Raw genomic sequence first — 26,112 nt, 5'->3', positions numbered from 1 at the left:
GCCCCGCCGGAAGGCGTGCGCCTGGTCGCCCGCCCGCTTTTTCATGCGCCTCTCCTGGATTGCACTCGCACCCTGCTCCATCGCCGTACTGCTTGCCGCTTGCTCCAACGTGCAGCCGCCAGTCACACGCGGGGATGAAGCGCCGGCGGGCGGCTACCGCACGCACCCATCGTCTGGGCTCGGCTTCGTGGATCACAGCGTCGGCCAGGAGGAAGTGTCAATCCAGGCAATGAGCCTAGTCGGCGTGCGGTATCGTTGGGGAGGCAACACACCGAGCAGCGGCTTCGACTGCAGTGGACTGGTACGCTACGTGCTGGCGCGCTCGGCGGCGGTCGAGTTACCGCGAACTACGGCCGAAATGAGCCAACGTGGGCGCCCGATCCAGCCGAACAAAATCGCGCCCGGCGATCTGGTCTTCTTCAACACGTCCGGCCGGCCGCATTCACACGTCGGCATCTACGTGGGGAACATGCGCTTTGTCAACGCGCCATCAACCGGCGGCACGGTACGCATCGACTACGTGACGAATCCGTACTGGGCGAAGCGATTCGACGGTATTCGTCGTGTCGCCCCGATACGCAACGCGCCGAAGAGGCCGTTTGACGCACCGACGCTGCTGGCGGCGTCAGCACCACCGACACCGTCGGCCGGCACGAGCAGCACGATGTATGCTGCAGGCGAAGCCGCAAGCGGCCGGGATGCGTTCGAGCCACCGTCGGTATCCCTCGCACGCACGCAGACGCGCGGCGTTGGTGCCGTCGAGCCGGACCCGATCGGAGCGATGGCGGCCACCGGCGATACATCGTTCGATGCGTTCGAGCCGCCCTCGCCGACTGCTGCGACCGCGCGCAGCCAAGCGGCTTCCTGGATCACCGCGCCGGTCATGTCGGCCGCCCCCGATCCTGCCGGCGCGACGGCGAGCGCCGCGCCGGCTGCGGGCAGCCAGGACTACGGGGCCGATACGCCGATGGCCACGCCAGCGCAGGCAGCTGCAGCCAACGATCCCATCGCCCGTTTTGCCCACGGCAATTTCTGAGCGCTAAGCCACCCGATCAGCACGGCTCGCGCAGCCAGCCACGGCTTGCACTGGGCCACTGCACGAGGCCGGACGAAATCGCCGACGTTGCGCTATTGCTGGCCCGTGCGTGCGCCAGTTACATGACCGGCGCGCTCATCCCGATGGATGGCGGGCGGCAGCGCGGCAGTGGTCTGAGCCGCGCCTACAGCAGCCGCTGGCCGAGCCACCAGCCGGCAGCAGCCAGCGCGGCGGACGCCGGAATCGTCAGGATCCAGGCCCATACGATATTGCCGGCGACCCCCCAACGCACGGCCGACAGTTTCTGCGTCGCCCCGACACCGACGATCGCGCCAGTGATCGTGTGCGTCGTCGAGACCGGAATGCCGAGCCACGACGCCATAAACAGCGTAATCGCACCCCCGGTCTCCGCGCAGAAGCCACCGACCGGCTTGAGCCGCGTGATGCGCTGCCCCATCGTGCGCACGATCCGCCAGCCGCCGAACAACGTGCCCAGGCCCATTGACACGTAGCAGCCGGCGATCACCCATGTCGGCGGCGCGTCGGCGCTCACCGACGCGTAGCCGGTCGCGATCAGCAGCATCCAAATGATGCCGATCGTTTTCTGCGCGTCGTTGCCTCCATGCCCCAAGCTGTACAGCGACGCGGACACGAGTTGCAGCCGACGGAAATGCCGGTCAACGCGGCTTGGCGGCGTGCGGAAGAAGAACCACGACACGAGCAGCATGAACAGTGACCCGAGCACAAAGCCGAGCAACGGCGACACGAAAATGAAGGCGATTGTCTTCGCCAGTCCATCCACGTTCAGCGCGTCCCACCCCGACTTGGCCAGCGCCGAGCCAACCAAGCCGCCGATCAGCGCATGCGACGAACTCGATGGGATCCCGTAGTACCAAGTCACGATGTTCCAGCCAATCGCCCCTACCAGTGCGCCGAACACCACGTAGTGATCGATGATGCCGGGGTCGATTGTGCCCTTGCCGACCGTGGCCGCCACCTTCAAATGAAAAATGAAGTACGCGACGACGTTGAAGCCGGCTGCGAACGCCACGGCCTGGTGCGGCTTGAGCACACCGGTGGACACCACGGTCGCGATCGAGTTTGCCGCGTCGTGGAAGCCGTTCATAAAATCGAATATCAGCGCGACGGCAACCAGCAGCGCGACCGTCCATAGAGCAAGTTGGATCGAATGCATCAGTTGCCCTGTCTATGCGTTCTCGAGCACGATGCCTTCGATGATGTTCGCGACATCCTCGCATTTGTCCGTCACGGCTTCGAGCAACTCGAAGATCGCCTTCAGCTTGATCAGCGTCTTGACGTCGTCCTCCTCGCGAAACAGCTTGGACATCGCCGAGCGCAGCAGGCGGTCCGCGTCGGATTCGTAACGATCGATTTCCTCGCAGGCCTTCAGGATCGCACTGGCGCGTTTCATGTCGTGCAGCAGGCCCACTGCCGTCTGCACGCGCTCGCACGTCAGCCGGCAGACATGCGCGAGTTCATTTGCCTCGGAGGTCACCGCACGCACGTCGTACAGCGACACCGCAGTGGCAACATCCTCCATCAAATCGAGGATGTCGTCCATCGTCGTGATCAGCTTATGGACCTCTTCACGGTCCAACGGCGTGATGAAGGTTTTGTGCAGCAAATCGATACATTCGTGCGTCAGCTTGTCGGCACGTTTCTCATTCGCTTGCACGTTTTGCTTGTGAACCTCCGCATTGGGCAAGTCGTCGATCAACCGCTCGAGTTCGAGACTGGCGTCGACCATGCATTTCGCGTGAGCGTTGAAAATTTCGAAAAACTTGCCTTCGGTAGGCATGAAGCGTCCGAACATGAATCCCTCGGAAGTAATGGGCGCTGACACAAAAGTGCAGTATTGTACCTGGGCATCGCCAGCCTGCGCGACATGCAATACGCGTGCTGCTGCGGCCCGGCGCAGCAGCAGGGTGGCGCGCGCGATCAAGCGAGCATAATGAACGACGTTAAAGACAAATCCCGGTTATTCGCTGTCGTAGAACGTCGACACGCCAGCAAAATTATCGAATTTCGTGTACGGTCCCAAGAACGTCAGGCGAACGGGCCCGATCGGTCCGTTCCGTTGCTTGCCAATAATGATCTCGGCCGTCCCCTTGTCGGGGCTGTCCGGGTTGTAAACCTCGTCGCGATAAATAAACAGGATCACGTCCGCATCCTGTTCGATCGCGCCAGATTCGCGCAGATCCGACATGACCGGACGCTTGTTCGGCCGCTGCTCCAGGCCCCGGTTCAGCTGAGACAGCGCGATGACCGGCACGTCAAGCTCCTTGGCCAGGCCCTTGAGCGAGCGCGAAATCTCGGAGATCTCTGTCGCGCGGTTCTCGCCCGGTGACGAGCCAGACATCAGTTGCAGGTAATCGACAATAATCAAACCTAGCTTGCCGCACTGACGCGCTAGCCGCCGTGCCCGCGAGCGCAATTCCATCGGATTGAGCCCGCCCGTCTCGTCGATAAAAATTTGCGCTTCACTCATTTTCTGCACCGCGTGCGTGAGCTTGGGCCAATCCTCGTCGGTCAGCCGCCCGGTACGCATCCGGTGTTGGTCGAGCCGGCCAATCGAGCCGAGCATCCGCATCACAAGTTGCGTGCCCGGCATTTCCATCGAGAACACCGCGACCGGCAAACCATACTCGACTGCGACGTATTCACCGATGTTCATCGAAAATGCAGTTTTGCCCATCGATGGCCGTCCGGCAACGATGATCAATTCGCCGCCGTGCATCCCCGAGGTCATCCGGTCCAGGTCGATGAAGCCGGTCGGCGTGCCGGTCACATCGCTCGGATTCGCCGTGTGGTACAGTGTGTCGATCCGCTCGACCACTTGTGTCAGCAACGGCCCGATCTCGAGAAACCCTTGCGTGCCACGCTGACCTTCCTCCGCGATTGAGAAGACCTTTGCCTCGGCCTCGTCGAGCAGCTGCCGAACCTCCTTGCCCTGCGGATTGAACGCATCGCCGGCAATCTCGTCGGCAACGGTCACCAGCTTGCGCAACACCGCACGGTCGCGCACGATCTCAGCATACCGGCGGATGTTCGCCGCGCTCGGCGTGTTCTGCGCGAGCGCATTCAGATAGGCAAGACCGCCGACATCGTCCGCCTTGCCCGCGGTGGACAGTGACTCGAACACCGTGATCACATCGGCCGGCCGCGACGTGGCAATCAGCTTGCCGATGTGCTCGTAGATCAGCCGGTGATCAAAGCGATAGAAATCCTGGTGACCCAGGAAGTCCGCAATTCGGTCCCACGCGCCGTTGTCGAGCAGTAAACCGCCAAGCACCGACTGCTCGGCCTCGATCGAATGCGGCGGGACCTTCAGTGACTCAAGTTGCGGATCGTGATTTGAAGCGTTCATGGGCACCGATTATCGGTCATTCAGCCATTCACGCAATGGCATGAAACAAAAAAAGCAGGAACCGGTTACCCGGATCCTGCTTGCACGCGACACCCGAAGGTGCGCAGCGATCTTACGCGTGCTCGCCGAGCACCGACACCGTGATGTCCGTCACCACGTCGGTGTGCAGCGCCACTTGCACCGGATGGTCACCAACAGTCTTCAGCGGACCTTGCGACAGGCGCACCTGTACCTTCTCGATGTCAAAGCCTTGCTGCTTGAGCACGGCGGCGATGTCCTGATTCGTGACCGAGCCGAACAGACGGCCATCGACGCCCGACTTCTGCGTAATCTGCAGCGTCAGGCCGGCCAGCTTCTCGCTTTGGGCCTGCGCAGCGGCTAGCTTATCAGCCGCCGCCTTCTCGAGTTCCGCGCGGCGCACTTCGAATTCGGCGATCGCGTCCTTCGTCGCACGGCGGGCCTTGCGCTGCGGAATCAGGAAGTTACGTGCGTAGCCGTCCTTGACCTTAACGATGTCGCCCAAATTACCGAGGTTGACGACCTTTTCCAACAGAATAACTTGCATTCGAATTCTCCTTGATCGACGCCGGCTTTAGGCCTTGTGCAGGTCCGTGTACGGCAGCAGCGCGAGGAAGCGCGCTCGCTTGATTGCCGTGTCGAGTTGGCGTTGATAGTGAGCCTTCGTGCCAGTCAAGCGCGCCGGCGTGATCTTGCCGTTTTCGCCAATGAAGTCCTTCAGCGTCTCGATATCCTTGTAGTCGATGTACTCGACGCCGGCTGCCGTGAAGCGGCAGAACTTCTTGCGCTTGAACAGCGGGTTCTGTTGTTGACGACGCTTGTCGAATTTCTTACCAGTGGGACGAGCCATGATCAGTCCTTTCCAATATCCTGCAATGCTGTGATGTGAAATACCAGGGTTTTCGCGTTACGGTGTCTTTGGGCCAGAAAACCGTCGAAATGCGCGTGAACGCCCAACCCGCATGCCGCCACCTTACTGCTGATGTCGCCGGCGGCCAGCGCCGGGATGGTCAGCTCGACGCGGCGGCTGACACCGGCCTCGACGACTTCCGACTCGTGCCGCAACACGCAATTGACGATCGGCACGCCGGCTGGCGTATAACGCACCGGATCGCGCTCGATGACACTCGCCACGAGCTGCAACCGGTTTGACATGCGCGTGCGCTGGCTTGCGCCTGTTCCCTGATATTGCCCGCTACGTTACGCCTGCGCTTCGGAAGCCGGCGACTGCGCAGCCGCCTTCTTCGCTTCCTCACGCTGCACTTCCTTCATCATCGGCGACGGACCAGTCTCGGCCTTCTTCATCTTGACGATCAGGTGGCGCAGCACCGCGTCGTTGAACTTGAACGCATGCTCCAGTTCGTCGAGCGTGGCCTGGTCACATTCGATGTTCATGCAGACGTAGTGCGCCTTTGCAAGCTTTTCGATCATGTAGGCCAACTGGCGGCGGCCCCAGTCCTCGATACGGTGGATCTGGCCACCGTGGCTGGTGATCGTCGACTTGTACTTCTCGATCATCGCGGGCACCTGCTCGCTCTGGTCGGGGTGCACGATGAACGTGATTTCATAGTGACGCATAGACACTCCTTATGGATAGAAGCCACCCGAGCGTCGAACCGGTGTGGCAAGCGAGAAACGAGTAATTTTAGCTTAACTGCCCCATCAGCGCAATCGGCGCTTGGTTTTTTGGCGCAATTTCAATAGGTTATCTACGTTTCTGGCGCGATTTCAATCGGTTACCGTCAGTCGAGCACGTCCGTGCTTGGCGGCAGCTCCACCCCGACGGTCGGGCCGCCGTCGAGCATCCAGCCTGATCACACGCCGGCAGCATGCTGTGCTTGCCTGATAGCCCGGTTTGGAAGCGCTCACTGGCTCCATCCGCAAAGGCGAACCGCACCAGGCAATCCACGAACGCGGCTAAAAGCTCAAATAGCTCAAATGACGACGCGGCGCGTGCCATTATTCAGGGATCGCAACTGGCTTTGCACTTCAGGGCTCACCGACGGGTTGTCTTCCATGCTCAGCGCAGCACCGTGCCAGCAATCAGTACTGGTCGAACAGACTCTGCAGCGTCGCAGGCTCGCTCCAGCCGTGCGCGAGCGCGAGCATCAGCAGCACGCGTGCTTTGTACGGATTCAGCGTGCCGGCGCTGACCAGGCCCAGCGCGTCATCCGGCGCAGCGCCGTTGCGCATCACGTGCCCAGAGCCGACACGCGACGAGCGCACCACCGCGACGCCGCTCGCACGCGCATCGGCCAGTGCCTGCTGCAACGTCGCGTGAATCGAACCATTGCCAGTTCCAGCAACGACGATACCGCGCACGCCGGCGCCGACCAGCGCGTCGACAACCACCCGCGACGCGCCGGCATGACTAATGATGATCTGGACCGCCGGCAGCGAGTGCTGCGTATCGATAGCGTCGAGCTTGAACACCGATTCAATCGTATGCGCGCGCGTTACGCGCCGCTGGAATTCAACTCGCCCATCCTGGACCCAGCCTAGTACACCGCTTTCCGGCGACGCGAATGCGTCGACCGCATACGTGCTGACCTTCGTGATGTCACGTGCGCCATGGATCCGGTTCGCGAACGCGACTAGCACGCCGCGCGCTGCCGCATCCGGACGCGCGGCGAGCGTCACCGCATTGAGCAGGTTCAGCGAGCCGTCGGCCGACAATGCGGTAAACGGGCGCATCGCCGCGGTCAGCACGACCGGTTTCGCGCTCGCCACGGTCAAGTGCAGCCAATACGCCGTCTCCTCCAGCGTATCGGTGCCATGCGCGATCACGAGCCCGTCGATGTCGTCCTGCGCGAGCAATGCATTGACGCGGCGCGCCAGCGTGATCCATAGCGCATCGTCGAGGTCCTTGCTATCGATGTTGACCACCTGCTCCGCACGGATCGCCGCAACGCTGTCCAGCGCCGGCACGGCGGCCAGCAGCCGGTCCACGCCAACCACGCCGGCCTTGTAGCCGACGGTGCGGGCCGCGTCGGCCGCCTCGCCGGCGATCGTGCCACCGGTCGCCAGTACAGCGACCGTGGGCCGTCTGCGATACGCCGCGTCCACGCTCATTCGAGCCCTTGGCTGGCAAGGAACTCGTCGTAGCGGCCACTGAAGTCAACGATCGTGCCGTCCGCGCGGACCTCAATGATTCGATCCGCCAGGCCGTTGACGAATTCACGGTCGTGCGACACGAAGATCAGCGTGCCTTCGTATTTCTCGAGCGCGATTTGCAGCGACTCGATCGACTCCATGTCCATGTGGTTCGTCGGCTCGTCCATCAGCAACACGTTGTGCCGGCCGAGCATCAGCTTGCCCCACAGCATCCGCCCTTTCTCGCCGCCAGAGAGCACCTTGACGGACTTCTTCACGTCATCGCCAGAAAACAACAGGCGCCCGAGCGTGCCGCGCACCATCGTCTCGTCGTCGCCCTCCTGGCGGAACTGGTCAATCCAATCGGTCAACGTCACGTCGTCCGGAAAGGCCTCGGACGTGTCCTGCGGCATGTAGCCAACATTCGCGTTCTCGGCCCATTTCACGTGCCCATGATCCAGCGGCAGGTTGCCGAACAATGAACGCAGCAACGTGGTCTTGCCGGCACCATTCTCGCCAACGATAGCGATCTTCTCGCCCGGCTGCACGGACAGGTCCAGGTTCTGGAAGATCATCCGGTCATATTTCTTCGTGATCTGCTCGGCGAGCACCGCGATGTTGTGCAGCTTCTTGTCGAATTCGAAGCGGATGAATGGATTCTGCCGCGACGACGGCTTGAATTCCTCGATCTTGATCTTGTCGATCTGCTTGAGCCGGCTCGTCGCCTGGCGCGCCTTGGACTTGTTTGCGGAGAAGCGACGCACGAAATCCTGCAGGTCCGCAATGCGCTCCTTGGCCTTCGCATTCGCGGCGGCCTGCCGCTCGCGCGCCTGCGCCGACGCGAGCATGTAATCGTCGTAGTTGCCCGGATAGATCTTCAGCGTGCCATAGTCCATATCCGCCATGTGCGTACAGACCTGGTTCAGGAAGTGCCGGTCGTGCGAGATGATGATCATCGTCGAATCCCGCTCGTTCAGGATGTTCTCGAGCCAGCGGATCGAATTGATGTCCAGATTGTTCGTCGGCTCGTCCAGCAGCAGCACGTCTGGGTCGGAGAACAGCGCCTGCGCCAGCAGCACGCGCAGCTTCCATCCGGGCGCGATGTTGCTCATCGGCCCATTATGGTCCTCGATCGCAATGCCGATGCCAAGCAGCAACTCGCCAGCACGCGCCTCAGCTGTGTAGCCACCATACTCAGCAAACTTCGCTTCCAACTCCGCCGCGCGCATGTAGTCGTCATCGGTGGCCTCCGAGTTCGCGTAGATTGCGTCGCGCTCGCTCATCGCCTGCCACATCTCAGTGTGGCCCATCATCACGACGTCGAGCACCCGCATGTCCTCATACGCGAACTGGTCCTGGCGCAGCTTGCCCAGACGCACATGCGGCTCGAGCATGACCGTACCGGCACTGGGCTCCAGGTCGCCGCCAAGGATCTTCATGAATGTCGACTTGCCACAGCCGTTCGCGCCAATCAGCCCGTAGCGGTTGCCCTCGCCGAACTTGACGGAGATATTTTCGAACAAGGGCTTGGGCCCGAATTGCATCGTAATGTTCGCGGTAGACAGCACGGGGACGTCCTCAGGGCGGGATTCGGGAGAAACCGATTATTTTACCATCCCAGCGCCCGCGGCAGGGACCAGCCAAGGCGCGGCCGGCACCCGGCTGTCCGAGCAGCCAATCCACAGCACGCGCGGCTGTTGTCCCCCGGCCAAACGGGCACCTCGCCGAAGCCACCGCTAACCGTCGCGATGCGGGGCCCGCGGCGGCACGCGCCGCTAGTAGTGGGCGGACAGCGACAGCTGCGTGCCGTCCGACAACGTCAACGTCTTGGTCTTGCCATTGATCGGCAACGAGAGCCGGGTGACTTGGGTGAACGACACTGTTTTGGGACAGGCCAACGGCTTACCATTGACCGTCACGGTTGACATGCCCTGCACTGTGTGGCCGCTGAAGTACAGCTGCAAACTCGCCACATGGTTCTCAACGACAGGGGCAAGCCTGAGCTGGATTTGCCGGATCGGCGCGCCAGCGGCGTCGACCGGCACGCCGGACGCGCCGGGGCAACGCCGCGGCACCGATGCTGGCGCTCCAGGGGCAGGCATGCGCCATGTGTAGTCATCGGTCTGTCCGGAGCGGACGACGCGCGTTTGCTGCGCATTGCCGTACGTTTTCGATGTCACCTTGACAGTGTACTTCACCTGCGGCGCAGACGCCTCGGGCAACGGTTGCAGCTGCGCCGCGGCACTCACCGGCACGGCGGCGAGCGCCATGGGCAGCATCCACGGTCCCAGCCGCGCCGCGACACGGCGGATACCTGCGCGGTATCGGGTGCACAAACGGCTTGACATCATATTATCGCCTCCTGGCTATACATGGGACGGATCCTGTATCTGCCTGCGTAGCGCGCATCGCGCATGCTGCGACAAGTGGCCATGCCGCGTTGCCGCGCGACGCCATGTCGCGCCGGTGCACGGCGCGGCACGGCAATGCCGCGCCGTGAGCAGCTACAATAGCCGCTTTGCCGCAACGCACGCCGCCCGGATCGCCGCCGATCCGCATCGACGACCGACACCTGTAGAACGATGAATCTAGTGATCCAAAGCGCCGCGCCGCTGACCGATGACCATCTGCGATTGCTGACCACGTTGGCGGGCAGCACGCATGCCGAGCGCCTCGATACGCACGCGCTGCGTGTGCGCGACGCAAGTTCGTCGCAACGCGCCGATATCGCCGCATACTGTAGCACGCACCAGCTCGACTATGCGTATGTTCCACCGCGCCGACTCGCGGATTTTGGCCTTGTCGCAATGGATATGGATTCGACGCTGATCACGATCGAGTGTATCGATGAGATCGCCGACTTTTGCGGTTTGAAAGCGCAGGTGGCAGCCATCACCGAGGCAGCGATGCACGGCGAGATTAAGGATTTCAACGAGAGCCTGGTGCAGCGCGTCGGCCTGCTTGCTGGCCTGGACGCCAATGTGCTCGCAAACGTGTACGAGCAGCGCTTGCGCCTGTCGCCCGGCGCGCAGGCCATGCTCGACGGCGCGCGTGCCGCCGGTCTGCGAACCCTGCTGGTGTCGGGTGGCTTCACATTCTTTACTGAGCGCCTGAAAGCCCGGCTCGGGCTCGATTTCACACGAGCGAACACGCTGGAGATCGTCGATGGCAAGCTGACCGGACGCGTGGTCGGCGAAATCGTCAATGGCGACGTAAAAGCGCGCACGTTGCTCGACACGTGTGCCCAACTCAGCATCGAACCATCACGCGCGATCGCGCTCGGCGACGGCTCAAATGACGTGCCGATGATGGCATCGGCCGGCTGGTCAGTCGCGTTTCGCGCCAAGCCGCTGGTGCGTGAGCGCGCCAGCTGCGCGTTCGATCACGTCGGGCTCGACGGCCTGCTGCGCCTGTTCGACTGACGCGGCAGCATGACCAGCGACCGCGGGGTCGCCGGCGCGCGATACGTCATCGCAAGTGCCGCGTCAGGCTGCGCTCGATGTCGGCGCGCAAGTCAGCCTCGTGCTCCAGGCCGATATAGAAACGCACCAGCACGCCACGATGCGGCCACGTACCGGCGGTACGCATCGCCGCAATGTCATACGGCATCGCGATACTGTGCGCGCCACCCCAGCTCCAGCCGAGCGCGAATAGCTCGAGCCCCTCGACGAATGCGTCGACCTGCGCGCTCGTATAGCGTGGGTCGAACACCACCGAGAACAATCCTCCCGCACCGGTGAAATCCCGCTTCCAGTATGTGTGGCCCGGGCAGTCGTCAAATGCCGGATGCAGCACCGCGGCGACCTCCGGGCGACACTTCAGCCAACCGGCGATCGCCAACGCGCTGCGCTCGTGCGCGCGATAGCGCACTTGCATTGACGGCAACCCGCGCAGCACCAGCGAGCAATCGTCGGCCGACACGCCGAGGCCGACGCGCATCCGGGCCCGCTTCATCGCCAGGTACAAGCCGTGGTCCGCCGTGATCGTCGCGCCCATCAGCACGTCGCTGCCGCCGGATTGGTACTTGGTCAACGCTTGCACCGAGATATCGACCCCATGCTCGAACGGCTTGAACACGAGGCCGGCCGAATAGGTATTGTCGATCGCCGTCACGATGCCGCGCTTGCGCGCGATCGCCGTGATGGCGGGCACGTCCGGCACTTCCATCGTTACGGACCCCGGTGCCTCCAGCCAGATCAATCGCGTATTCGGCCGCAGCAGTGCGGCAATGCCCGAGCCGATCATCGGATCGTAATAGCGGACCGTGATCCCGAAATCCTGCGCGAGCCAGTCGCCATGCTCGCGATTGGGGGAATAAACGTTGTCCGGGACCAGCACGTCGTCGCCCGCTTTCACGAATGCAAAATAGACGTTTGAGATCGAAGATAGGCCGGAAGGCTGCAGCAATGTATAACGCCCTCCTTCGATCGCTGCGATGCGCTGCTGTAAGGCCACCGACGTCGGCGTCGCGTGCAGGCCATAGCGCCACTGCGCATCACTGCGCCAGTCCAGCGCGCGCATCGACGCCAGGTCCGGGAATATCACGGTCGATGCCCGTGCGATTGGCACCGAAAACGATTCAAAACCGGGCTGCACATGCGCGGCGGGATGAAGCAACTCGGTCTGCGGGTCGCGCGCTGCGCCGGCGGGCGCGGCGGAGAAATCCTCTGTCATCGTTTCAACATCCTTGTTCATTGGCCTGCCGTCAGGTTTGACACGCCGCCAACGTGGTTCGACGGCGCATTGACGGCGGCCCCATGGATCGGAGAGCGCGCGCCGCGGGCAGCCGCGTTGGACGGTTGCAACTCGAACGATTGCGGCTCGGAATCGTCCGGATTCATCCGCTCGCCCTGGATGCTGCCGTCCACGGCCACCTTGCCGACCCAGTTGCCCGTAATGTGCGTGCCGTCGTCCGATTCCTCGATCTGCAACGTACCGTTATCTAGCTCGCCGGCCACAAGGATGACCCCGGCGGCACCGTCGAGGAAACGGTATTCGCCATGCACGCCGGTCGGGTCATCGGACTTCGCGCCCAAGCGCATTTCGATGGGCCGCGCGCCGAGCGTGCCGGTGTACAGCGGGAAGTCCGCGTATTGTGGATTGGGCTTGAGCGGCAGCTCAGGCGGCGCCAGCGCGCGTACGGCCACCCGCGATGAGCCGGCATCGGCGGCGGCGCTGCTGCGCGGCTGCGGCGCGCCGCAGGCCGACAACACGAACGGAATCACGCAGGTCATTGAAATACAAGCAATGGACTTCATCGGCATGTGTAAAAAAGTGGCGCTATCAGTATATCGGCGCAAGCGAGTATGATCCGAGTCTTGCCGCCGTGCACGGCGGCAAGGACCGCACAGGCGTTGTTTCGAGGAAACACAATGGCAGTTTTCAAGCGCGCGGTGGGCATCGCCGCCATCGTTTCGGCGAGCACAGTGCTCGCCGCCTGCAGTTCATGGTCGATCCCGTTCGTGCACCGCAAGCCCGCCGCGCCGGACCTCGCGCCGGCGAGCCGCTCGGCGGACAACATGGTGCGGCTGGATGCGTCGATGCGCTCCGGCTGTGATAGCGTGCAGAATATTGAGAAGCCGTCCGATGTGGCGCCGGCGCCCGGTAAGCCGCAGCGCTGGATCGCACACACGTGCACCGGGGACATCTCATACGATATCGTCGCGACCCAGACCGACCGTGGACTTGTCGTCAAGGTGCTGCCGGTCAAGGGACCGCTGAACAAGCCGATCAACCCCACCTTCAGGCCGGCGTTGCCCGAGAACGAGTAGTGCTCAGACGTCGCCCCACAGATCGTGCCCGTCTGCGCCGGTGATCCTGACGTTCACAAAATCGCCGACCTTGTAGCGCCGCGATGCCTTGCTGGCCGGCGATACGTAGACCACGCCGTCGATTTCTGGCGCGTCCGCCGCCGAGCGCCCGATGCCTCCGTCGGCGTTGACCTCGTCGATCAGCACCTTCAGCGTCTTGCCGACCTTGCGCTTCAAGCGCTCGGCAGAGACCGACTCGGCGACCGCCATGAACCTCGCGCGACGCGCCTCGCGCACGTCGTCCGGCAGCGCGCCGTCGAGTTCGTTCGCGCTTGCCCCTTCGACAGGTGAATAGGCGAAACAGCCGACTCGGTCCAGTTGCGCTTCGCGGATAAAATCCAGCAACACCTCGAACTGCGCTTCGGTTTCTCCCGGAAAACCGGCAATGAACGTGCTGCGTATCGTCAGGTCCGGGCATGCGTCACGCCATGCCCGCACGCGCTCCAGCGTTTTTTCTGCGTTCGCGGGCCGCTTCATCCGCCGCAGCACCTGTGGATCGGCGTGTTGCAGCGGCACGTCCAGGTACGGCAGCAGGTGACCGCGATACGGGCCATCGGCCATCAGCGGCACGATTTCGTCGACGCTCGGATACGGATACACGTAGTGCAACCGCACCCATGCGCCATACTGGGCCGCCAGTTCGCCGAGCGCCGCGGCAAGCTCGTTCATGCGCGTCTTCAACGGGCGGCCGTTCCAGAAGCCGGTGCGGAACTTCACATCGACGCCATACGCGCTCGTGTCCTGCGAGATCACCAGCAGTTCCTTAACGCCGGACTTGAACAGGTTCTCGGCTTCAAGCATGACTTCCGCGACCGGACGCGAGACGAGATCACCGCGCATCGACGGGATAATGCAGAACGTACAGCGGTGATTACACCCCTCGGAGATCTTCAGGTACGCATAGTGTTTCGGCGTGAGCTTGATACCGGCCGCCGGCACCAGATCGACAAACGGATCGTGCGGCTTGGGCAAATGCGTATGGACGGCCTGCATCACTTCACCGAGCGCATGCGGGCCAGTCACGGCGAGCACCTTCGGGTGAACTTGCTCGATCAGACCCGTGCCGCTCGCGTTCTTTTTCGCACCCAGGCAGCCGGTGACGATGACTTTGCCATTCTCGGCCAGTGCTTCACCGATTGCGTCAAGGCTTTCCTGTACGGCCTCGTCGATAAAACCGCACGTATTGACGACGACCAGGTCGGCGCCGTCGTAGGTACCACAGATCTGATAACCTTCCGCGCGCAGTTGCGTGATGATCTGCTCGGAGTCGACAAGCGCCTTTGGGCAGCCGAGGCTGACCATGCCAACTTTGGGTGCGCAATCCGGCTTGACCTTTGCTTCGTGATGGCTTTTCACTGATGTACCGTACTTGTGAGGGTTCCTAGCGCCTTGCGCCGACAAAGCCAGATTTTACCGTGCCGGGCGCCGGCAACATGCTCGCCGATCGACAGAGGCCCATACGGATCACGTCGAGCGTCGGCTGCGGCGCCGGAAAGCCGTGGCTGACATTAGGGATACCTCTACTGCGTTTGCGCTTAACCGCTGCAACCGCGAGGCGACGACGACCGGCGGCCACAGCGGGGACATCGTGCATGGCCACGCTGTGCCAAGACTCGCCAGGAAATCCGCGAGTGGAACGCGAGCAGGTATGTTTGCCTGCGTCGGCGCCAAGCCGGATTCAATACATTGTGCGACGCGCTGTTGCGCTTCGCGCATTCGGCTCAACAGCTCCAGTGGATCGAGCGCGCGAAACTGAGCACGTAGTCTGCGTTTGGTTGCCTGCGGCACCGACGCCGTTGCAGCCAGTGCCCCACGCCCGGAATCACCCGGGACGCTCGCAGGTTCGTGACGATCCGCGACATCCGCAGATGATTTCCCGCATGCCGGGAATGGCCAGACCCGTGTCGCGCTCGCCGACCAGGTACAGGGCGGGAACCTCGACGCGCAAGCCCTCGAAAGCAGATTGCACCTCCCAGTTACGGGTGCAACAGCGTGGAAGCTGGCACGCATCAGTACGGCGACGCGACGACCTCTGAGACGATCGCGCAGATGCTGCACACGCATCCGGTCTTTGTTCGCCGCACCATGGCCGCGCTGCACAAAGCGGGATACGCCAGGTCCACAGGCGGCCCCGGCGGAGGCTGGACACTCGCTTTGCTTCAACGGATGGGTAAAAAGCGGCTCTCGGAGACCGCGCGCGATGTCGCATCGTCAACGCTGGACAAGACGGCAACATAGTCTCAACGGGCAACCGGCCACTTCGTTCTTGACACCACCTCGGCCGGAAATGAGTAGACTTCGTCCGTCTGATAGACGTCGCCCGTGGGGGCGTGATGTAGCACAACGTCGGTACGGTACGCGCCCGATATCCAATCCGGCACCTGGCCGGCGTGCGCTCGGGTACGTGCCGGGTGGGCGATCGAGTACCGACGCGGGAGCGCCCCCGGCGCACTGGCACCGACTATTTCTTATCATCGCCGGACGATGACGTGCCGCCACCCGGCGCGAACGGAAAGCTGCTAAACAGGGTCTTGGCCTGATTTTGCATTTGTTCTTGCATCTGCACGAACATGTTCTTCGACTGTTCGATGTAGCTGGTCATCATGCCTTGCATCATCGGCGCTTGCATGTTCATGAACTGCGACCAGATTTCCGGGTTCAGCGCATTGTTATCGTATAGTCCCTTCGACTGCTCGGCAAACTTGTTTTGGATGTCGATGAAGGCTTGGATATTTTTCTCCAGGTACGTTCCCATCAAGCCTTGCATCGCATGACCATAGAAACGAATGATCTGCGACAGCATCGACGACGAGAACATCGGCATCCCGCCGCTTTCCTCTTCCAAGATGATCTGCAGCAGGATGCTGCGGGTCAGGTCCTCGTTGGACTTGGCATCCACCACCTTGAACGCTTCCTGATCGAGCACGAGCTGCTTCACGTCACTCAACGTGATGTATGTGCTCGTCTCGGTATCGTAGAGCCGACGGTTCGGATATTTCTTGATCAGACGTTCGGCAGGTTTCTTTGTAGTCGTCATGTCACGCCTTCAAGGACGAATACGGACGTGCCATCCTCGACGGACGGCATGCCCCTTGTTCTGCGATGCATCCGCGGCGCGCGTGGGGTGGCGCGCCACACGCGCATCACCCCATGTGCAGACCACCGTTCAGGGAAAAGTCTGCACCTGTCGCGAAGCCCGATTCATCCGAGGCGAGCCACGAGACAATCGATGCAATTTCCTCCGGCGCGCCGAAGCGCTTAACTGGAATAGTCGCGATGATTTTCTCGAGCACGTCTTGACGAATCGTCTTGACCATGTCGGTGCCGATGTAGCCCGGCGACACAGTATTGACGGTCACGCCCTTGGTCGCCACCTCTTGCGCGAGCGCCATCGTAAAACCATGGATGCCGGCCTTGGCCGTCGAGTAGTTCGTCTGCCCGAATTGCCCTTTTTGGCCGTTCACCGACGAGATATTGATCACCCGTCCCCAGCCGCGCTCGACCATGCCGTCGATGACCTGCTTCGTGACGTTGAACAGGCTCGTCAGATTCGTGTCGATCACCGCGGTCCAGTCCTCGACGGTCATCTTACGGAACACTACGTCACGCGTGATGCCCGCGTTGTTGACCAGCACGTCGATATCACCCACTTCGGCCTTGACCTTATCGAACGCCGCTTTGGTTGAACTCCAATCGCCGACGTTCCCCTCCGACGCGATAAACTCGAAGCCCAATGCCTTCTGATCGTCGAGCCATTTCATGCGACGGGGCGAGTTTGGACCGCATCCGGCCACCACGCGAAATCCGTCGCGGTGCAGCCGCTGACAGATCGCGGTGCCGATGCCGCCCATCCCTCCCGTTACGTATGCAATGCGCTGTGTCATCTGTCACGTCCTCCGATATCGATTCTGTTGCTCGCGCCGATGCCGCTCAGTCACGTTCGACTGCGAGCGCGACACCCATGCCGCCACCGATGCACAACGACGCCAGACCGCGCTTCACGTCGCGCCGGCGCATTTCATGCAACAGAGTGACCAAGATACGCGCACCGGAAGCACCGATCGGATGACCGATGGCGATCGCGCCGCCATTCACGTTGACCTTCGACACGTCCCAGCCCATTTCCTGATGGACCGCCAGCGCCTGCGCAGCAAACGCCTCATTGATCTCCATCAAGTCTAAGTCGGCCACCGACCAGCCCGCGCGCTCCAGGCAGCGACGCGAGGCGGGCACCGGTCCCATACCCATCACCTTCGGCTCGACTCCCGCGCTCGCGTACGCCTTGATCCGAGCCAGCGGCTTCAAGCCGAGCGCTTCGGCTTTCTTCGCCGACATCACGACAAGCGCCGCCGCGCCGTCGTTGATGCCCGATGCGTTCGCCGCGGTGACCGTGCCCTCCTTTGAAAATGCCGGCTTGAGCCCAGCCAGCAATTCTGCGCTCACGCCGTGGCGCACAAACTCGTCGGTCGCAAAGCGCACCGGCTCGCCCTTCTTCTGCGGGATATCGATCGGCACGATCTCGTCGTCGAAGCGACCGGCCTTCTGCGCGGCCTCGGCCTTGTTCTGCGACAGCGCGGCGAACTGGTCCTGTGCCTCACGCGTAATGCCGTACTCCTGCGCGATGTTCTCGGCGGTGATGCCCATATGGTACTGGTTGTAGACGTCCCACAAGCCGTCGACGATCATGCTGTCGATCAACTTCGCCCCCCCCATCCGGAAGCCGTCGCGCGATCCGGGCAGTACGTGCGGCGCGGCGCTCATGTTCTCCTGGCCGCCGGCGACCACGATTTGCGCGTCACCGGCGATCACCGCGTTGGCGGCCAGCATCACCGCCTGCAAGCCGGAGCCGCAGACCTTGTTGATTGTCATCGCCGGCACGGCAGTGGGCAGCCCGGCCTTGATCAGCGCCTGGCGCGCCGGATTTTGGCCGGAGCCGGCGGTCAACACCTGTCCCAGGACCACGTCGCTGACCTGCTCCGGCTTCACGCCGGCCCGCTCCAGGGCGGCCCGGATCACCGTTGCGCCAAGTTCAGGCGCGGGAATGCGCGCCAGCGAGCCACCGAATTTGCCGACCGCGGTACGGGCGGCGGACACGATCACAACGTCAGTCATTTGCTTTCCTTTGTCAAACCCTTATCCGATTGCATGCGCGGTATGTTCATATGTCGCGTACGAGGACATAACGGCCCGGCGCGGGTTCGATCGGCGGGTATGTCGCATTGCCGGCCTTCGCTCGCGCCTTGATCCGTTTGCCGCCATACTGCGCCAACCATCCCGACCATTCCGGCCACCAGCTTCCGGGCCGCTGCGTGGACTGCTGGAACCATTGGTCGGGATCGTTTGGCAACGCGCGGGTTCCCCCTTCTATTGCCCAATAGCTGCGTTTATTCTTGGCCGGCGGATTGATTACCCCCGCAATGTGCCCGGATGTGCCGAGCACGAACTTGAGCGGGCCGCTGAGCAGCGACGTCGATGCGTACGCGGTGCGCCATGGCACGATGTGGTCGTCCCTTGATCCATAGATAAACGCGGGCACGTCAATTTGGGTGAGATCCACCGGCTCCCCGCACACCGTCACGCCGCCCGGCACGCGCAAGCGGTTCTCCAGGTACGTCTCGCGCAGATAGCGCGCATACATGGGCCCCGGCAGGTTCGTCGAATCGCTGTTCCAGTACAGCAGGTCGAATGGCGCCGGCGTGCGTCCCTTCAGGTAATTTTCGACCACGTAGTTCCATACCAGGTCGTTCGGCCGCAGGAACGAGAACGTATTCGCAAACTCGACGCCGCGCATCAGGCCTGGCGCGCCGCCCCCTTTTGCGCCGATCGTCTGCTCGCGCATCGCGACGTGCGCCTCATCGACGAACACATCGAGCACACCGGTGTCGCCGAAATCTAGCATCGCAGTGAGCAGCGTCATCGACGCAGCCGGGGGCTCGCCGCGTGCGGCACGCACGGCCAGCGCCGTCGCGAGCAGCGTGCCGCCGACGCAGAAGCCAAGGGTGTTGATCTGCTCACGGCCGGTAATATCGCGTGTGACACCGATCGCCGCGAGCACGCCGTCAGCGATATAGTCGTCCCACGTCTTGTGCGCAATCGACGCATCCGCATTGCGCCACGATATCAGGAATACGGGGTGGCCCTCGTCAAGCGCGTAGCGCACCAGCGAATTGTCCGGCTGCAAATCCAGAATGTAGAATTTGTTGATGCACGGCGGCACGACCAGCAGCGGCCGCTCGTAGACCGTCGGCGTGCGTGGCGTGTATTGGATCAGCTGGATCAACTCGTTCTCGAACACGACCCAGCCTTCAGTGCTCGCCAGGTTCTTGCCGACCACGAAACGCGATTCGTCGGTCTGCGAGATCTTGCCGCGTTGCAGGTCCGCCAACAAGTTCGCGATGCCCTGCCGCAGGCTTTCCCCCTGGGTGTCGAGCAGCATCTTTTGCGCTTCCGGATTGAGCGCAAGAAAATTGCTTGGCGATGCCGCGGCGACCCACTGCTCGACGACGAAACGGATCCGCTCGCGCGTCTTCGCATCCGCATCCAGTGCATCCGCAAGCTTGTTCAGATAGCGCGAGTTGAGCAGGTACCACGCCGCCGCCAACGCGTAGGTCGGCGTCGCCTTCCATTCGTCGGCGCTGAAGCGGCGGTCGCCCGGCTCAAACAGCGCGTCGATGTCCGCCGAGCCCGGCGTGAATTTCAGCGCGCGCTTAATCAATGTCTGGCACTCGTGCAGATAGTCATGCTGCAGCGCTTGCAATCGCTGCGGATCGAATCTCACGCTGGGCATCGCGCCGATGGGCGCGGCAGTTGCGCCGCCGTGTGGCAGATCGGCGCGGCCCTTGCCGTCCTCTGCGCCACCCGCGCGCTCGTCTGCGTCGCGCGCCGCCGGCTGTGCGACCACGGCCTGCTGCATGGCCGTCATCCGTTGCGGCCAAGTGGCCGGGTCCGTGAACTGGCGCCATGCGTTCAGCCAGCCGTCGAACAGAGGTCGGATATCGCCGGCCGAATCCCCGCCTGACGGAGCACCAGTGCTGGATTGCTGCGAGGTTCTGGATGAGTCTGCCATACCCGTATGGAGTGACCGGTGCTCTTATAGAGTAACAAAGGCAGGCTGTGTATCGGTCGCGCAAACGCGCTGCAAGGCCGTCGCCGATCGCCCGCCTCCGGGCATTCTTGCTCCCCCGCACGACGCGTGTCAATCACGACGACCGATTTTGCCGCACTGCGCCATTTCTTTTAATCAGCATTTTCCCGATGTCGCGGCACGCGACCGCAGCCGTGCGGTGTGGCAGTGCGGGCCGCTGCCACACCGCACACACGGTCAGGCCAGCCAGATCAATGCTGCCATGCGACCCGTCGTGCGGTCCCGTCGATAGGAATAGAAACGCGCAGGATCGCTGAACGTGCACGCGTGGGGCCCGCTCACATGGTGCACGCCGACCCGGGCTAGCCTCAGCCGGGCTAGTGCGCCGAGGTTCCCGAGGTACTTGCATCGACCATCGCCGTGCACATCGGCGATGTCATCGACACGTGAAACGTCATCGACAACACGTGAGGGCAGCGCGACGAACGCCGCATCGGTCGCATCACGCTCGTCCGGCAGCGACGCGTCGAGGAACGCGGCGCGCACCTCTTCCCCGACTTCGAACGCACATGGACCGATCGATGGGCCGAGATACGCGTGCAACACCCTGGGCGCATGCTCATGGCGCGCGAGCAACGCGCGCACCGCACCGACCGTATGCTCGATCACGCCGCCGACGAGCCCGCGCCATCCGGCATGCGCGGCGCCAACGGCGCGGCCGGCTTCGTCGCAAATCAACACCGGCATGCAGTCGGCCACTAGTATCGCGCAAACCGCCCCGGCGCGGTCGGTCACGCTGGCATCGGCCTTCGGCCCCTGCGCATCCGCTGTCAGCAGATTGGTTTTGACCACTTCGTCGGCGCTAACCACGCGCGTGCCATGCACCTGCTCGAGCCACGCGGCGTGCGCACCCGCCAGCGCGAGCACGCGGCGACGGTTCTCGTACACCGCATCCATGTCATCGCCGGTATGCAGCCCCAGGTTCAGGCCGCCGGGCGCGCATTGCTGATTACGCAGTACGCCATATGCGCCGCGGCTCACGCCGCCGGCGCGCGTGGTAATCAGCGCACACACGCGCTGACTCACGCGCCAGTCCGGCACGATGCAGTCGGACAGCGTCAACTCGGCAAAGCGTTGGGACGTCGGGGCGCCGATTGGATTCATTCGAACTCGTCCTCCTCATCGTCGGCAACACTGCCGCTGTCGTCATCGTAGGCGTGTTGCTGTGCAAAGTCGATTGTTGCGGCCTCGTCATCGGGTGTGTCCGCCAGCCCGAGCACGGCGGCCAATTGCGCCAGGTCCTCCGGCATCGCCGAGCGCCACGCCACCGGCGCGTGGGTGGCCGGGTGCACCAGCGCGAGCCGCCACGCATGCAGCGCCTGGCGTGCGAAGCCGGCGGGCAGCGCGGGCCGTTGCCGCGCGTTGCGCACGCGGCCATACAGCGGGTCGCCAAGCAGCGGGTGGCCGGTATGGGCAAGATGTACGCGGATCTGGTGCGTGCGCCCGGTCTCCAGATCACAACGCAGCCTCGATACCGGTTGTCCGGACCACACGCCGGTGGCCACGGTCTCGAAGTGCGTGCGCGCGGCCTTGCCGGCTGCCCCGGCGAGCACCGCCATGCGCGTGCGCTCACGCGGATCACGTCCGATCGGCGCGTCGATGCATCCGCTCGGCGGCGTCACACCCCAGGCAAGCGCGATATAGCGACGCTTGACCGTGCGCGCCTGCAACTGCCTGACCAGATCCGTCTGTGCGGCCAACGTACGCGCGACCACCATTAGGCCTGAGGTGTCCTTGTCTAGACGGTGCACAATGCCCGCACGCGGCAGTCCGGCAGCATCCGGATAGCGATGCAGCAGGCCGTTGAGCAGCGTGCCACTCCAATTGCCCGCGGCCGGGTGCACGACCAGCCCGGCCGGCTTGTCGATCACAACCAAGGTGTCGTCCTCGTAGACGATCGGCAATAGCACCGGCTCCGGCGCGAACGCCAGCGCTTGCGGCAGCAGGTCCGGCATGAGCCGCACGGTCGCGCCCGGCGGCACTGGCTGGCGCAGCCGCGCCGGTGCGCCGTCCAACGTCACACGCCCCGCGTCGATCCACGTCTGCAGGCGACTGCGCGAGAAGGCGGGGAACAGTCGCGCAAGGACCTTGTCCAGCCGCTCGCCCGCCAATGCCGGCGGTACCCGCGCAACCTGCTCGTCGAGGCGGGCCGGGCTTTCGCTTGGGCTATAATCGTGCGGATCGACGCCGGCGCTGGACCGGTCATTTGAACGAGTCATCTGGACTTCACTGGAAATGCGAGTGCTGAACACATTGAGGATCGCTGCCGTAACCATCGCAGCGGCGATCGTCGCCGGCTGCCACGGTCTGCCCGAGAAAACGGACGAAACGGCAGCGTGGACCAATCAGAAATTATACTCGGAGGCCCAGGACGCCTTTACCGCCGGTGACTGGGGCAAGTGCTCGAAGTACTTCGAATTGCTGCAGGGGCGCGATCCGTTCGGTCATTTCGCACAACAGGCACAGATCAACGTCGCGTACTGCCAATGGAAGGACAATGAAACAGCGGCGGCCGAACAATCGGTAGACCGCTTCATTCAGTTGCACCCCGACCATCCGGATATCGCATACGCGTACTACCTGAAGGGCCTAATCAGCTTCAACGACGACCTGGGTCTGTTCGGCCGCTTCGCCGGTCAGGACATGAGCGAGCGTGACCCGAAGGCGTTGCGTGACTCGTACGATGCGTTTCGCGTCGTCGTCGAGAAGTATCCGAGCAGCAAGTACGCGCCGGACGCCGCACAACGCATGCGTTACATCGTCAACGCATTGGCGTCGCACGAAGTGCACACCGCCGACTATTACTATCGGCGCGGCGCGTACGTCGCCGCGATCAACCGCGCGCAAATGGTGCTGAAGGAATACAAGAATGCGCCGGCCACCGAGGATGCGCTGCATGTGATGATATTGTCTTATCGCGCGCTGAACCAGCCGCAGCTCGCCGACGACACCCAGCGCGTGCTCACATCGACGTTTCCGGACAGCCCATACGTGACCGGTCACGCCCGCACACTGCGCAAGGGTGAAAAGCCATGGTATCAATTCTGGTGAACCGGGCCGGCCGCACGCGCCGGTTTTGATACCGCGTGGCGCCACGCCGCGCCACGCCTGTCGTCAAATCGCCTGGCTTACGCCGGGCTTTTCATGTCCGCGCGATGCCCGCGACCGTCACGCCAACTGGGACACCGGATGTGAATCGACAGGCGGATTCGCTGGCACCGAGCCAGTAAAAAAGGTCCGCACCGCATCGATCTCGCGGGTGCGGCGGAACGGGGGCAGGCTTTGCCAGATGCGTTTGCCGTACGGCTTGTCGACCAGGCGCGGATCGCAGATCATCAGCACACCGCGATCGGTTTCGGCACGAATCAGCCTGCCGGCTCCCTGTTTCAGCGTGATCACTGCCTGCGGCAACTGGTGCATCGCGAACGGGCTCAGCCCCTTGCGCGTCAATGCGTCCAGCCGCGCGGCCAGCACCGGGTCGTCGGGCGGCGCAAACGGCAGCTTATCGATAACCACCAGCGACAACGCGTCGCCGCGCACGTCCACGCCCTCCCAGAAACTCTGGCTGCCCACCAGGAGCGCGTTGCCGTATTGACGGAAACGGTCCAGCAACTCGGTGCGGCTGGCCTCGCCTTGCACCAGCAAGGGATACGGCCATCCCCGCGCGACGATCGCGTCGCGCAATCGAGCGGCCATCCGGTCGACCGCCCGCAGTGTCGTGCATAGTACGAACACGCCGCCGCCGGACGCCTCGATCGCCGGCAGCGCGGCATCGAACACCGCGTCCGTGAAATACGGCGATGACGGTTGCGGCAAATTGCGCGGCACATACAGTAATGCTTGATTGGGATAGTCGAACGGGCTAGACAGCGTCATCGAGCGACGCGCGTTCAGGCCCATTTGCGTGGCGTAGTGGTTAAAATCGCCCCGCACGGACAACGTCGCGGAAGTGAAGACCCACGCGCGAGGCGTGCCCGCGCGTTGCTTCGCGAATATCGGAGCGACAGACAGCGGTGTCTGATGCAATTGTACCGTGTGGGAAAATACTTCCACCCAGCGCACCCTCTCGTCGCCGAATTGGCCCGCGCCGTCGGGCGGCACCGATCCCGAAGCGGATCCTGATACAGACGCCGACGCAGACGCCGATGTCGGTGTCGATGCAGATGTAGACGCCGATGCCAGCGCAAATCTTGATACCGATGCGACGTCGCCGCGCTGCCGCGAGCCCGCGGATGGCGCGACTTGCGCCGGCGCGTTGTCCGGCCCGCACCAGCCATCGAGCATCTGCCGCAGTTCTCGGGCACGCCGCAGGCAATTGGCCAGCGGCTCCGCGCGTTCGGCCTGCTGCGCGAGCGCCGCGATCAATTCGTCGAGCGCCGCTTCGACGCCGACGAGCGCGTCGAACAACGGATGCTCGTTGCCGAGTTGCGACTGCGAGATGCGTAGCGAATCCTGCTTAAACGCGAGCCTGACGTCGCGCGCGGCGCGCTCCAGCGTCGCGCCAAGCCGCGTCCATTCGACTGCATCGCGCGCGTTGAGCAGGCCTTCGGCGACGCTGTCGCGGGCCAGTTCGAGCAATTGCGCGGTAGACAACGTCTCGCCAAAAAACAGTGTCGCGGTCTCGGGCAGTTGGTGCGCCTCGTCGAAGATGATCGTGTTCGCGCTGGGCAGCAACTCAGCCATGCCGGTGTCGCGCAGCATAATGTCGGCAAAGAACAGATGGTGATTGACCACCACGAGATCAGCCTGCTGCGCATCACGACGCGCCTGCATCACAAAGCAGTCCTTGTAATGCGGGCACTCCTGCGACAGGCAATTGTCGCGTGTGGACGTCACCAGTGACCACACTGGCGCGTTTTCCGGCACGCTAGCCAACTCGGCCTTGTCACCACTGCGCGTGACCTTCGCGAAGCGCACGATTTCCTGTAAATGCGCGGCGTCCTGCCGCGACGGCAACCGGCCATTGTCGGCGGTACGCGCCAGGTAATAGTGACACAGATAGTTCGCGCGTCCCTTGAGCATTGCGATCGATATGGGAACCGCGAGTGCGTCGCGCACCGTCGGAATGTCGCGCTGGAACAGCTGGTCCTGCAAATGTTTAGTGCCGGTGGACACGATCACCTTGCCCCCCCACAGCATCGCGGGCACTAGATACGCGAAGGTCTTACCGGTGCCGGTACCGGCCTCGACGATCAGCGTATTGTCGCCCGCTGTAGCATCCGCGTCGCACGACGCGGCGCCGGCGGGCACGGCGCCCGGCTTAGCGCGCAGCTCGCCGCGCTGCGCGCTAAGCCGCCGCGATGGACGTTCGGTATGAGCCAGCGCAAGCGCGTCGGCATCCGGCAGGCGGCCCGTCGCATCGATCGCCGCCGCGACCGCTTGCGCCATGCGCAGTTGCGCTTCACGCGACCGATAGCCGTCGATATGACGGGCCAACACACCGTCCGCAGCGAAGATCGCGTCGAGTTCGGCGAGCCGGCGCGGAGCAACGGTGAGTCCGTCCGGGGTCAGCGTCGGCGCGGCCAGCGCGCCATCAATCGAGGGCGAACTATCCGGTTCGCGCGGACGCAATTCAGGCGTGGAGGTCAATGCGGCAATTCCTGCAAAGTCGGTGTGGCGCCGT

At 63.2% G+C, this 26,112-nt stretch carries 25 protein-coding genes; 5 read left to right on the top strand and 20 right to left on the bottom strand.

The annotated features are described in order from the left end of the window. The first annotated feature begins 43 nt into the window (after nucleotides 1-43). Nucleotides 44-1,036, top strand: coding sequence for a C40 family peptidase (locus tag B0O95_RS05150; RefSeq protein WP_104076939.1), 993 nt, complete (start codon nucleotides 44-46; stop codon nucleotides 1,034-1,036). A 184-nt stretch (nucleotides 1,037-1,220) separates the two neighbouring features. Here B0O95_RS05150 and B0O95_RS05140 read toward each other — a convergent pair whose 3' ends face one another. The 10 genes from B0O95_RS05140 to B0O95_RS05095 all read right to left on the bottom strand — a co-directional run bounded on the left by B0O95_RS05140 (nucleotide 1,221) and on the right by B0O95_RS05095 (nucleotide 9,886). Next, the gene (locus B0O95_RS05140; protein WP_104076938.1) at nucleotides 1,221-2,231 is read right to left on the bottom strand and encodes an inorganic phosphate transporter; all 1,011 of its coding nucleotides are present in this window, start codon (nucleotides 2,229-2,231) and stop codon (nucleotides 1,221-1,223) included. Nucleotides 2,232-2,243: 12 nt separating this feature from the next. After that, nucleotides 2,244-2,870, bottom strand: coding sequence for a DUF47 domain-containing protein (locus B0O95_RS05135; protein WP_104077094.1), 627 nt, complete (start codon nucleotides 2,868-2,870; stop codon nucleotides 2,244-2,246). A gap of 165 nt (nucleotides 2,871-3,035) precedes the next feature. Further along, on the bottom strand, nucleotides 3,036-4,424 hold the full coding sequence (locus tag B0O95_RS05130) for a replicative DNA helicase (protein WP_104076937.1): 1,389 nt from the start codon (nucleotides 4,422-4,424) through the stop codon (nucleotides 3,036-3,038). A 112-nt stretch (nucleotides 4,425-4,536) separates the two neighbouring features. Next, entirely contained in the window at nucleotides 4,537-4,989 is a 453-nt protein-coding gene (rplI, locus tag B0O95_RS05125; RefSeq protein ID WP_104076936.1) for a 50S ribosomal protein L9, read from the bottom strand. A 27-nt stretch (nucleotides 4,990-5,016) separates the two neighbouring features. After that, nucleotides 5,017-5,292, bottom strand: a complete 276-nt coding sequence (gene rpsR / locus B0O95_RS05120) for a 30S ribosomal protein S18 (protein WP_076785003.1) — start codon at nucleotides 5,290-5,292, stop codon at nucleotides 5,017-5,019. Between the two features lie 2 nt (nucleotides 5,293-5,294). Next, nucleotides 5,295-5,597 carry a primosomal replication protein N gene (priB, locus tag B0O95_RS05115; protein WP_104076935.1) on the bottom strand — a complete coding sequence of 101 codons (303 nt, stop codon included), beginning with the start codon at nucleotides 5,595-5,597 and terminating at the stop codon, nucleotides 5,295-5,297. Nucleotides 5,598-5,642: 45 nt separating this feature from the next. Continuing rightward, on the bottom strand, nucleotides 5,643-6,020 hold the full coding sequence (gene rpsF, locus B0O95_RS05110; protein ID WP_104076934.1) for a 30S ribosomal protein S6: 378 nt from the start codon (nucleotides 6,018-6,020) through the stop codon (nucleotides 5,643-5,645). A gap of 465 nt (nucleotides 6,021-6,485) precedes the next feature. Beyond that, nucleotides 6,486-7,514 carry a type II asparaginase gene (locus tag B0O95_RS05105; RefSeq protein WP_104076933.1) on the bottom strand — a complete coding sequence of 343 codons (1,029 nt, stop codon included), beginning with the start codon at nucleotides 7,512-7,514 and terminating at the stop codon, nucleotides 6,486-6,488. After that, a complete protein-coding gene (locus B0O95_RS05100) occupies nucleotides 7,511-9,103 on the bottom strand; it encodes an ABC-F family ATPase (protein ID WP_104076932.1) in 1,593 nt (530 codons plus the stop codon). The genes B0O95_RS05105 and B0O95_RS05100 overlap by 4 nt, the downstream gene beginning before the upstream one ends. A 207-nt stretch (nucleotides 9,104-9,310) precedes the next feature. After that, a complete protein-coding gene (locus B0O95_RS05095) occupies nucleotides 9,311-9,886 on the bottom strand; it encodes a DUF6013 family protein (RefSeq protein WP_233203129.1) in 576 nt (191 codons plus the stop codon). Nucleotides 9,887-10,117: 231 nt separating this feature from the next. Here B0O95_RS05095 and serB point away from each other — a divergent pair, with 231 nt between their 5' ends. Then, the gene (gene serB / locus B0O95_RS05090; RefSeq protein WP_104076931.1) at nucleotides 10,118-10,957 is read left to right on the top strand and encodes a phosphoserine phosphatase SerB; all 840 of its coding nucleotides are present in this window, start codon (nucleotides 10,118-10,120) and stop codon (nucleotides 10,955-10,957) included. A gap of 46 nt (nucleotides 10,958-11,003) precedes the next feature. Here serB and B0O95_RS05085 read toward each other — a convergent pair whose 3' ends face one another. Both B0O95_RS05085 and B0O95_RS05080 read right to left on the bottom strand, forming a co-directional pair. Beyond that, nucleotides 11,004-12,209 (bottom strand): cystathionine beta-lyase, encoded by a 1,206-nt coding sequence (locus tag B0O95_RS05085; RefSeq protein ID WP_104077092.1) that lies wholly within the window; start codon nucleotides 12,207-12,209, stop codon nucleotides 11,004-11,006. 17 nt (nucleotides 12,210-12,226) lie between these two features. Beyond that, on the bottom strand, nucleotides 12,227-12,769 hold the full coding sequence (locus tag B0O95_RS05080; protein WP_233203128.1) for a hypothetical protein: 543 nt from the start codon (nucleotides 12,767-12,769) through the stop codon (nucleotides 12,227-12,229). Between the two features lie 138 nt (nucleotides 12,770-12,907). Between B0O95_RS05080 and B0O95_RS05075 the strand changes: the two genes are divergently transcribed. After that, entirely contained in the window at nucleotides 12,908-13,306 is a 399-nt protein-coding gene (locus B0O95_RS05075; RefSeq protein ID WP_104076929.1) for a hypothetical protein, read from the top strand. A gap of 3 nt (nucleotides 13,307-13,309) precedes the next feature. On the opposite strand, the gene rimO is transcribed toward B0O95_RS05075, so the two are convergent. Further along, nucleotides 13,310-14,647 (bottom strand): 30S ribosomal protein S12 methylthiotransferase RimO, encoded by a 1,338-nt coding sequence (gene rimO, locus B0O95_RS05070; RefSeq protein ID WP_199180436.1) that lies wholly within the window; start codon nucleotides 14,645-14,647, stop codon nucleotides 13,310-13,312. Between the two features lie 690 nt (nucleotides 14,648-15,337). Between rimO and B0O95_RS16395 the strand changes: the two genes are divergently transcribed. Further along, the gene (locus B0O95_RS16395; RefSeq protein ID WP_332908551.1) at nucleotides 15,338-15,583 is read left to right on the top strand and encodes an Rrf2 family transcriptional regulator; all 246 of its coding nucleotides are present in this window, start codon (nucleotides 15,338-15,340) and stop codon (nucleotides 15,581-15,583) included. Nucleotides 15,584-15,806: 223 nt separating this feature from the next. On the opposite strand, the gene phaR is transcribed toward B0O95_RS16395, so the two are convergent. From phaR to B0O95_RS05030, 6 genes are all read right to left on the bottom strand, one after another. Continuing rightward, the gene (gene phaR / locus B0O95_RS05055) at nucleotides 15,807-16,382 is read right to left on the bottom strand and encodes a polyhydroxyalkanoate synthesis repressor PhaR (protein ID WP_104076927.1); all 576 of its coding nucleotides are present in this window, start codon (nucleotides 16,380-16,382) and stop codon (nucleotides 15,807-15,809) included. A 106-nt stretch (nucleotides 16,383-16,488) separates the two neighbouring features. Next, nucleotides 16,489-17,229 carry a 3-ketoacyl-ACP reductase gene (locus B0O95_RS05050; RefSeq protein WP_104076926.1) on the bottom strand — a complete coding sequence of 247 codons (741 nt, stop codon included), beginning with the start codon at nucleotides 17,227-17,229 and terminating at the stop codon, nucleotides 16,489-16,491. 46 nt (nucleotides 17,230-17,275) lie between these two features. Continuing rightward, on the bottom strand, nucleotides 17,276-18,457 hold the full coding sequence (locus B0O95_RS05045; protein WP_104076925.1) for an acetyl-CoA C-acetyltransferase: 1,182 nt from the start codon (nucleotides 18,455-18,457) through the stop codon (nucleotides 17,276-17,278). 46 nt (nucleotides 18,458-18,503) lie between these two features. Continuing rightward, nucleotides 18,504-20,411, bottom strand: a complete 1,908-nt coding sequence (gene phaC / locus B0O95_RS05040) for a class I poly(R)-hydroxyalkanoic acid synthase (protein ID WP_104076924.1) — start codon at nucleotides 20,409-20,411, stop codon at nucleotides 18,504-18,506. A gap of 255 nt (nucleotides 20,412-20,666) precedes the next feature. Continuing rightward, a complete protein-coding gene (gene pgeF, locus B0O95_RS05035) occupies nucleotides 20,667-21,593 on the bottom strand; it encodes a peptidoglycan editing factor PgeF (RefSeq protein ID WP_104076923.1) in 927 nt (308 codons plus the stop codon). Continuing rightward, nucleotides 21,590-22,708, bottom strand: a complete 1,119-nt coding sequence (locus tag B0O95_RS05030; RefSeq protein ID WP_104076922.1) for an RluA family pseudouridine synthase — start codon at nucleotides 22,706-22,708, stop codon at nucleotides 21,590-21,592. The genes pgeF and B0O95_RS05030 overlap by 4 nt, the downstream gene beginning before the upstream one ends. 16 nt (nucleotides 22,709-22,724) lie before the next feature. Between B0O95_RS05030 and B0O95_RS05025 the strand changes: the two genes are divergently transcribed. After that, nucleotides 22,725-23,540: an outer membrane protein assembly factor BamD gene (locus B0O95_RS05025; protein ID WP_104076921.1), complete on the top strand. Its 816-nt coding sequence runs from the start codon at nucleotides 22,725-22,727 to the stop codon at nucleotides 23,538-23,540. Nucleotides 23,541-23,657: 117 nt separating this feature from the next. Here B0O95_RS05025 and B0O95_RS05020 read toward each other — a convergent pair whose 3' ends face one another. After that, nucleotides 23,658-26,078, bottom strand: coding sequence for an ATP-dependent DNA helicase (locus B0O95_RS05020; protein ID WP_104076920.1), 2,421 nt, complete (start codon nucleotides 26,076-26,078; stop codon nucleotides 23,658-23,660). Nucleotides 26,079-26,112: the final 34 nt, after the last annotated feature.

This window comes from Mycetohabitans endofungorum, from assembly GCF_002927045.1.
Lineage (GTDB): Bacteria > Pseudomonadota > Gammaproteobacteria > Burkholderiales > Burkholderiaceae > Mycetohabitans > Mycetohabitans endofungorum.
This window is presented reverse-complemented; position numbering and strand designations above follow the sequence as displayed.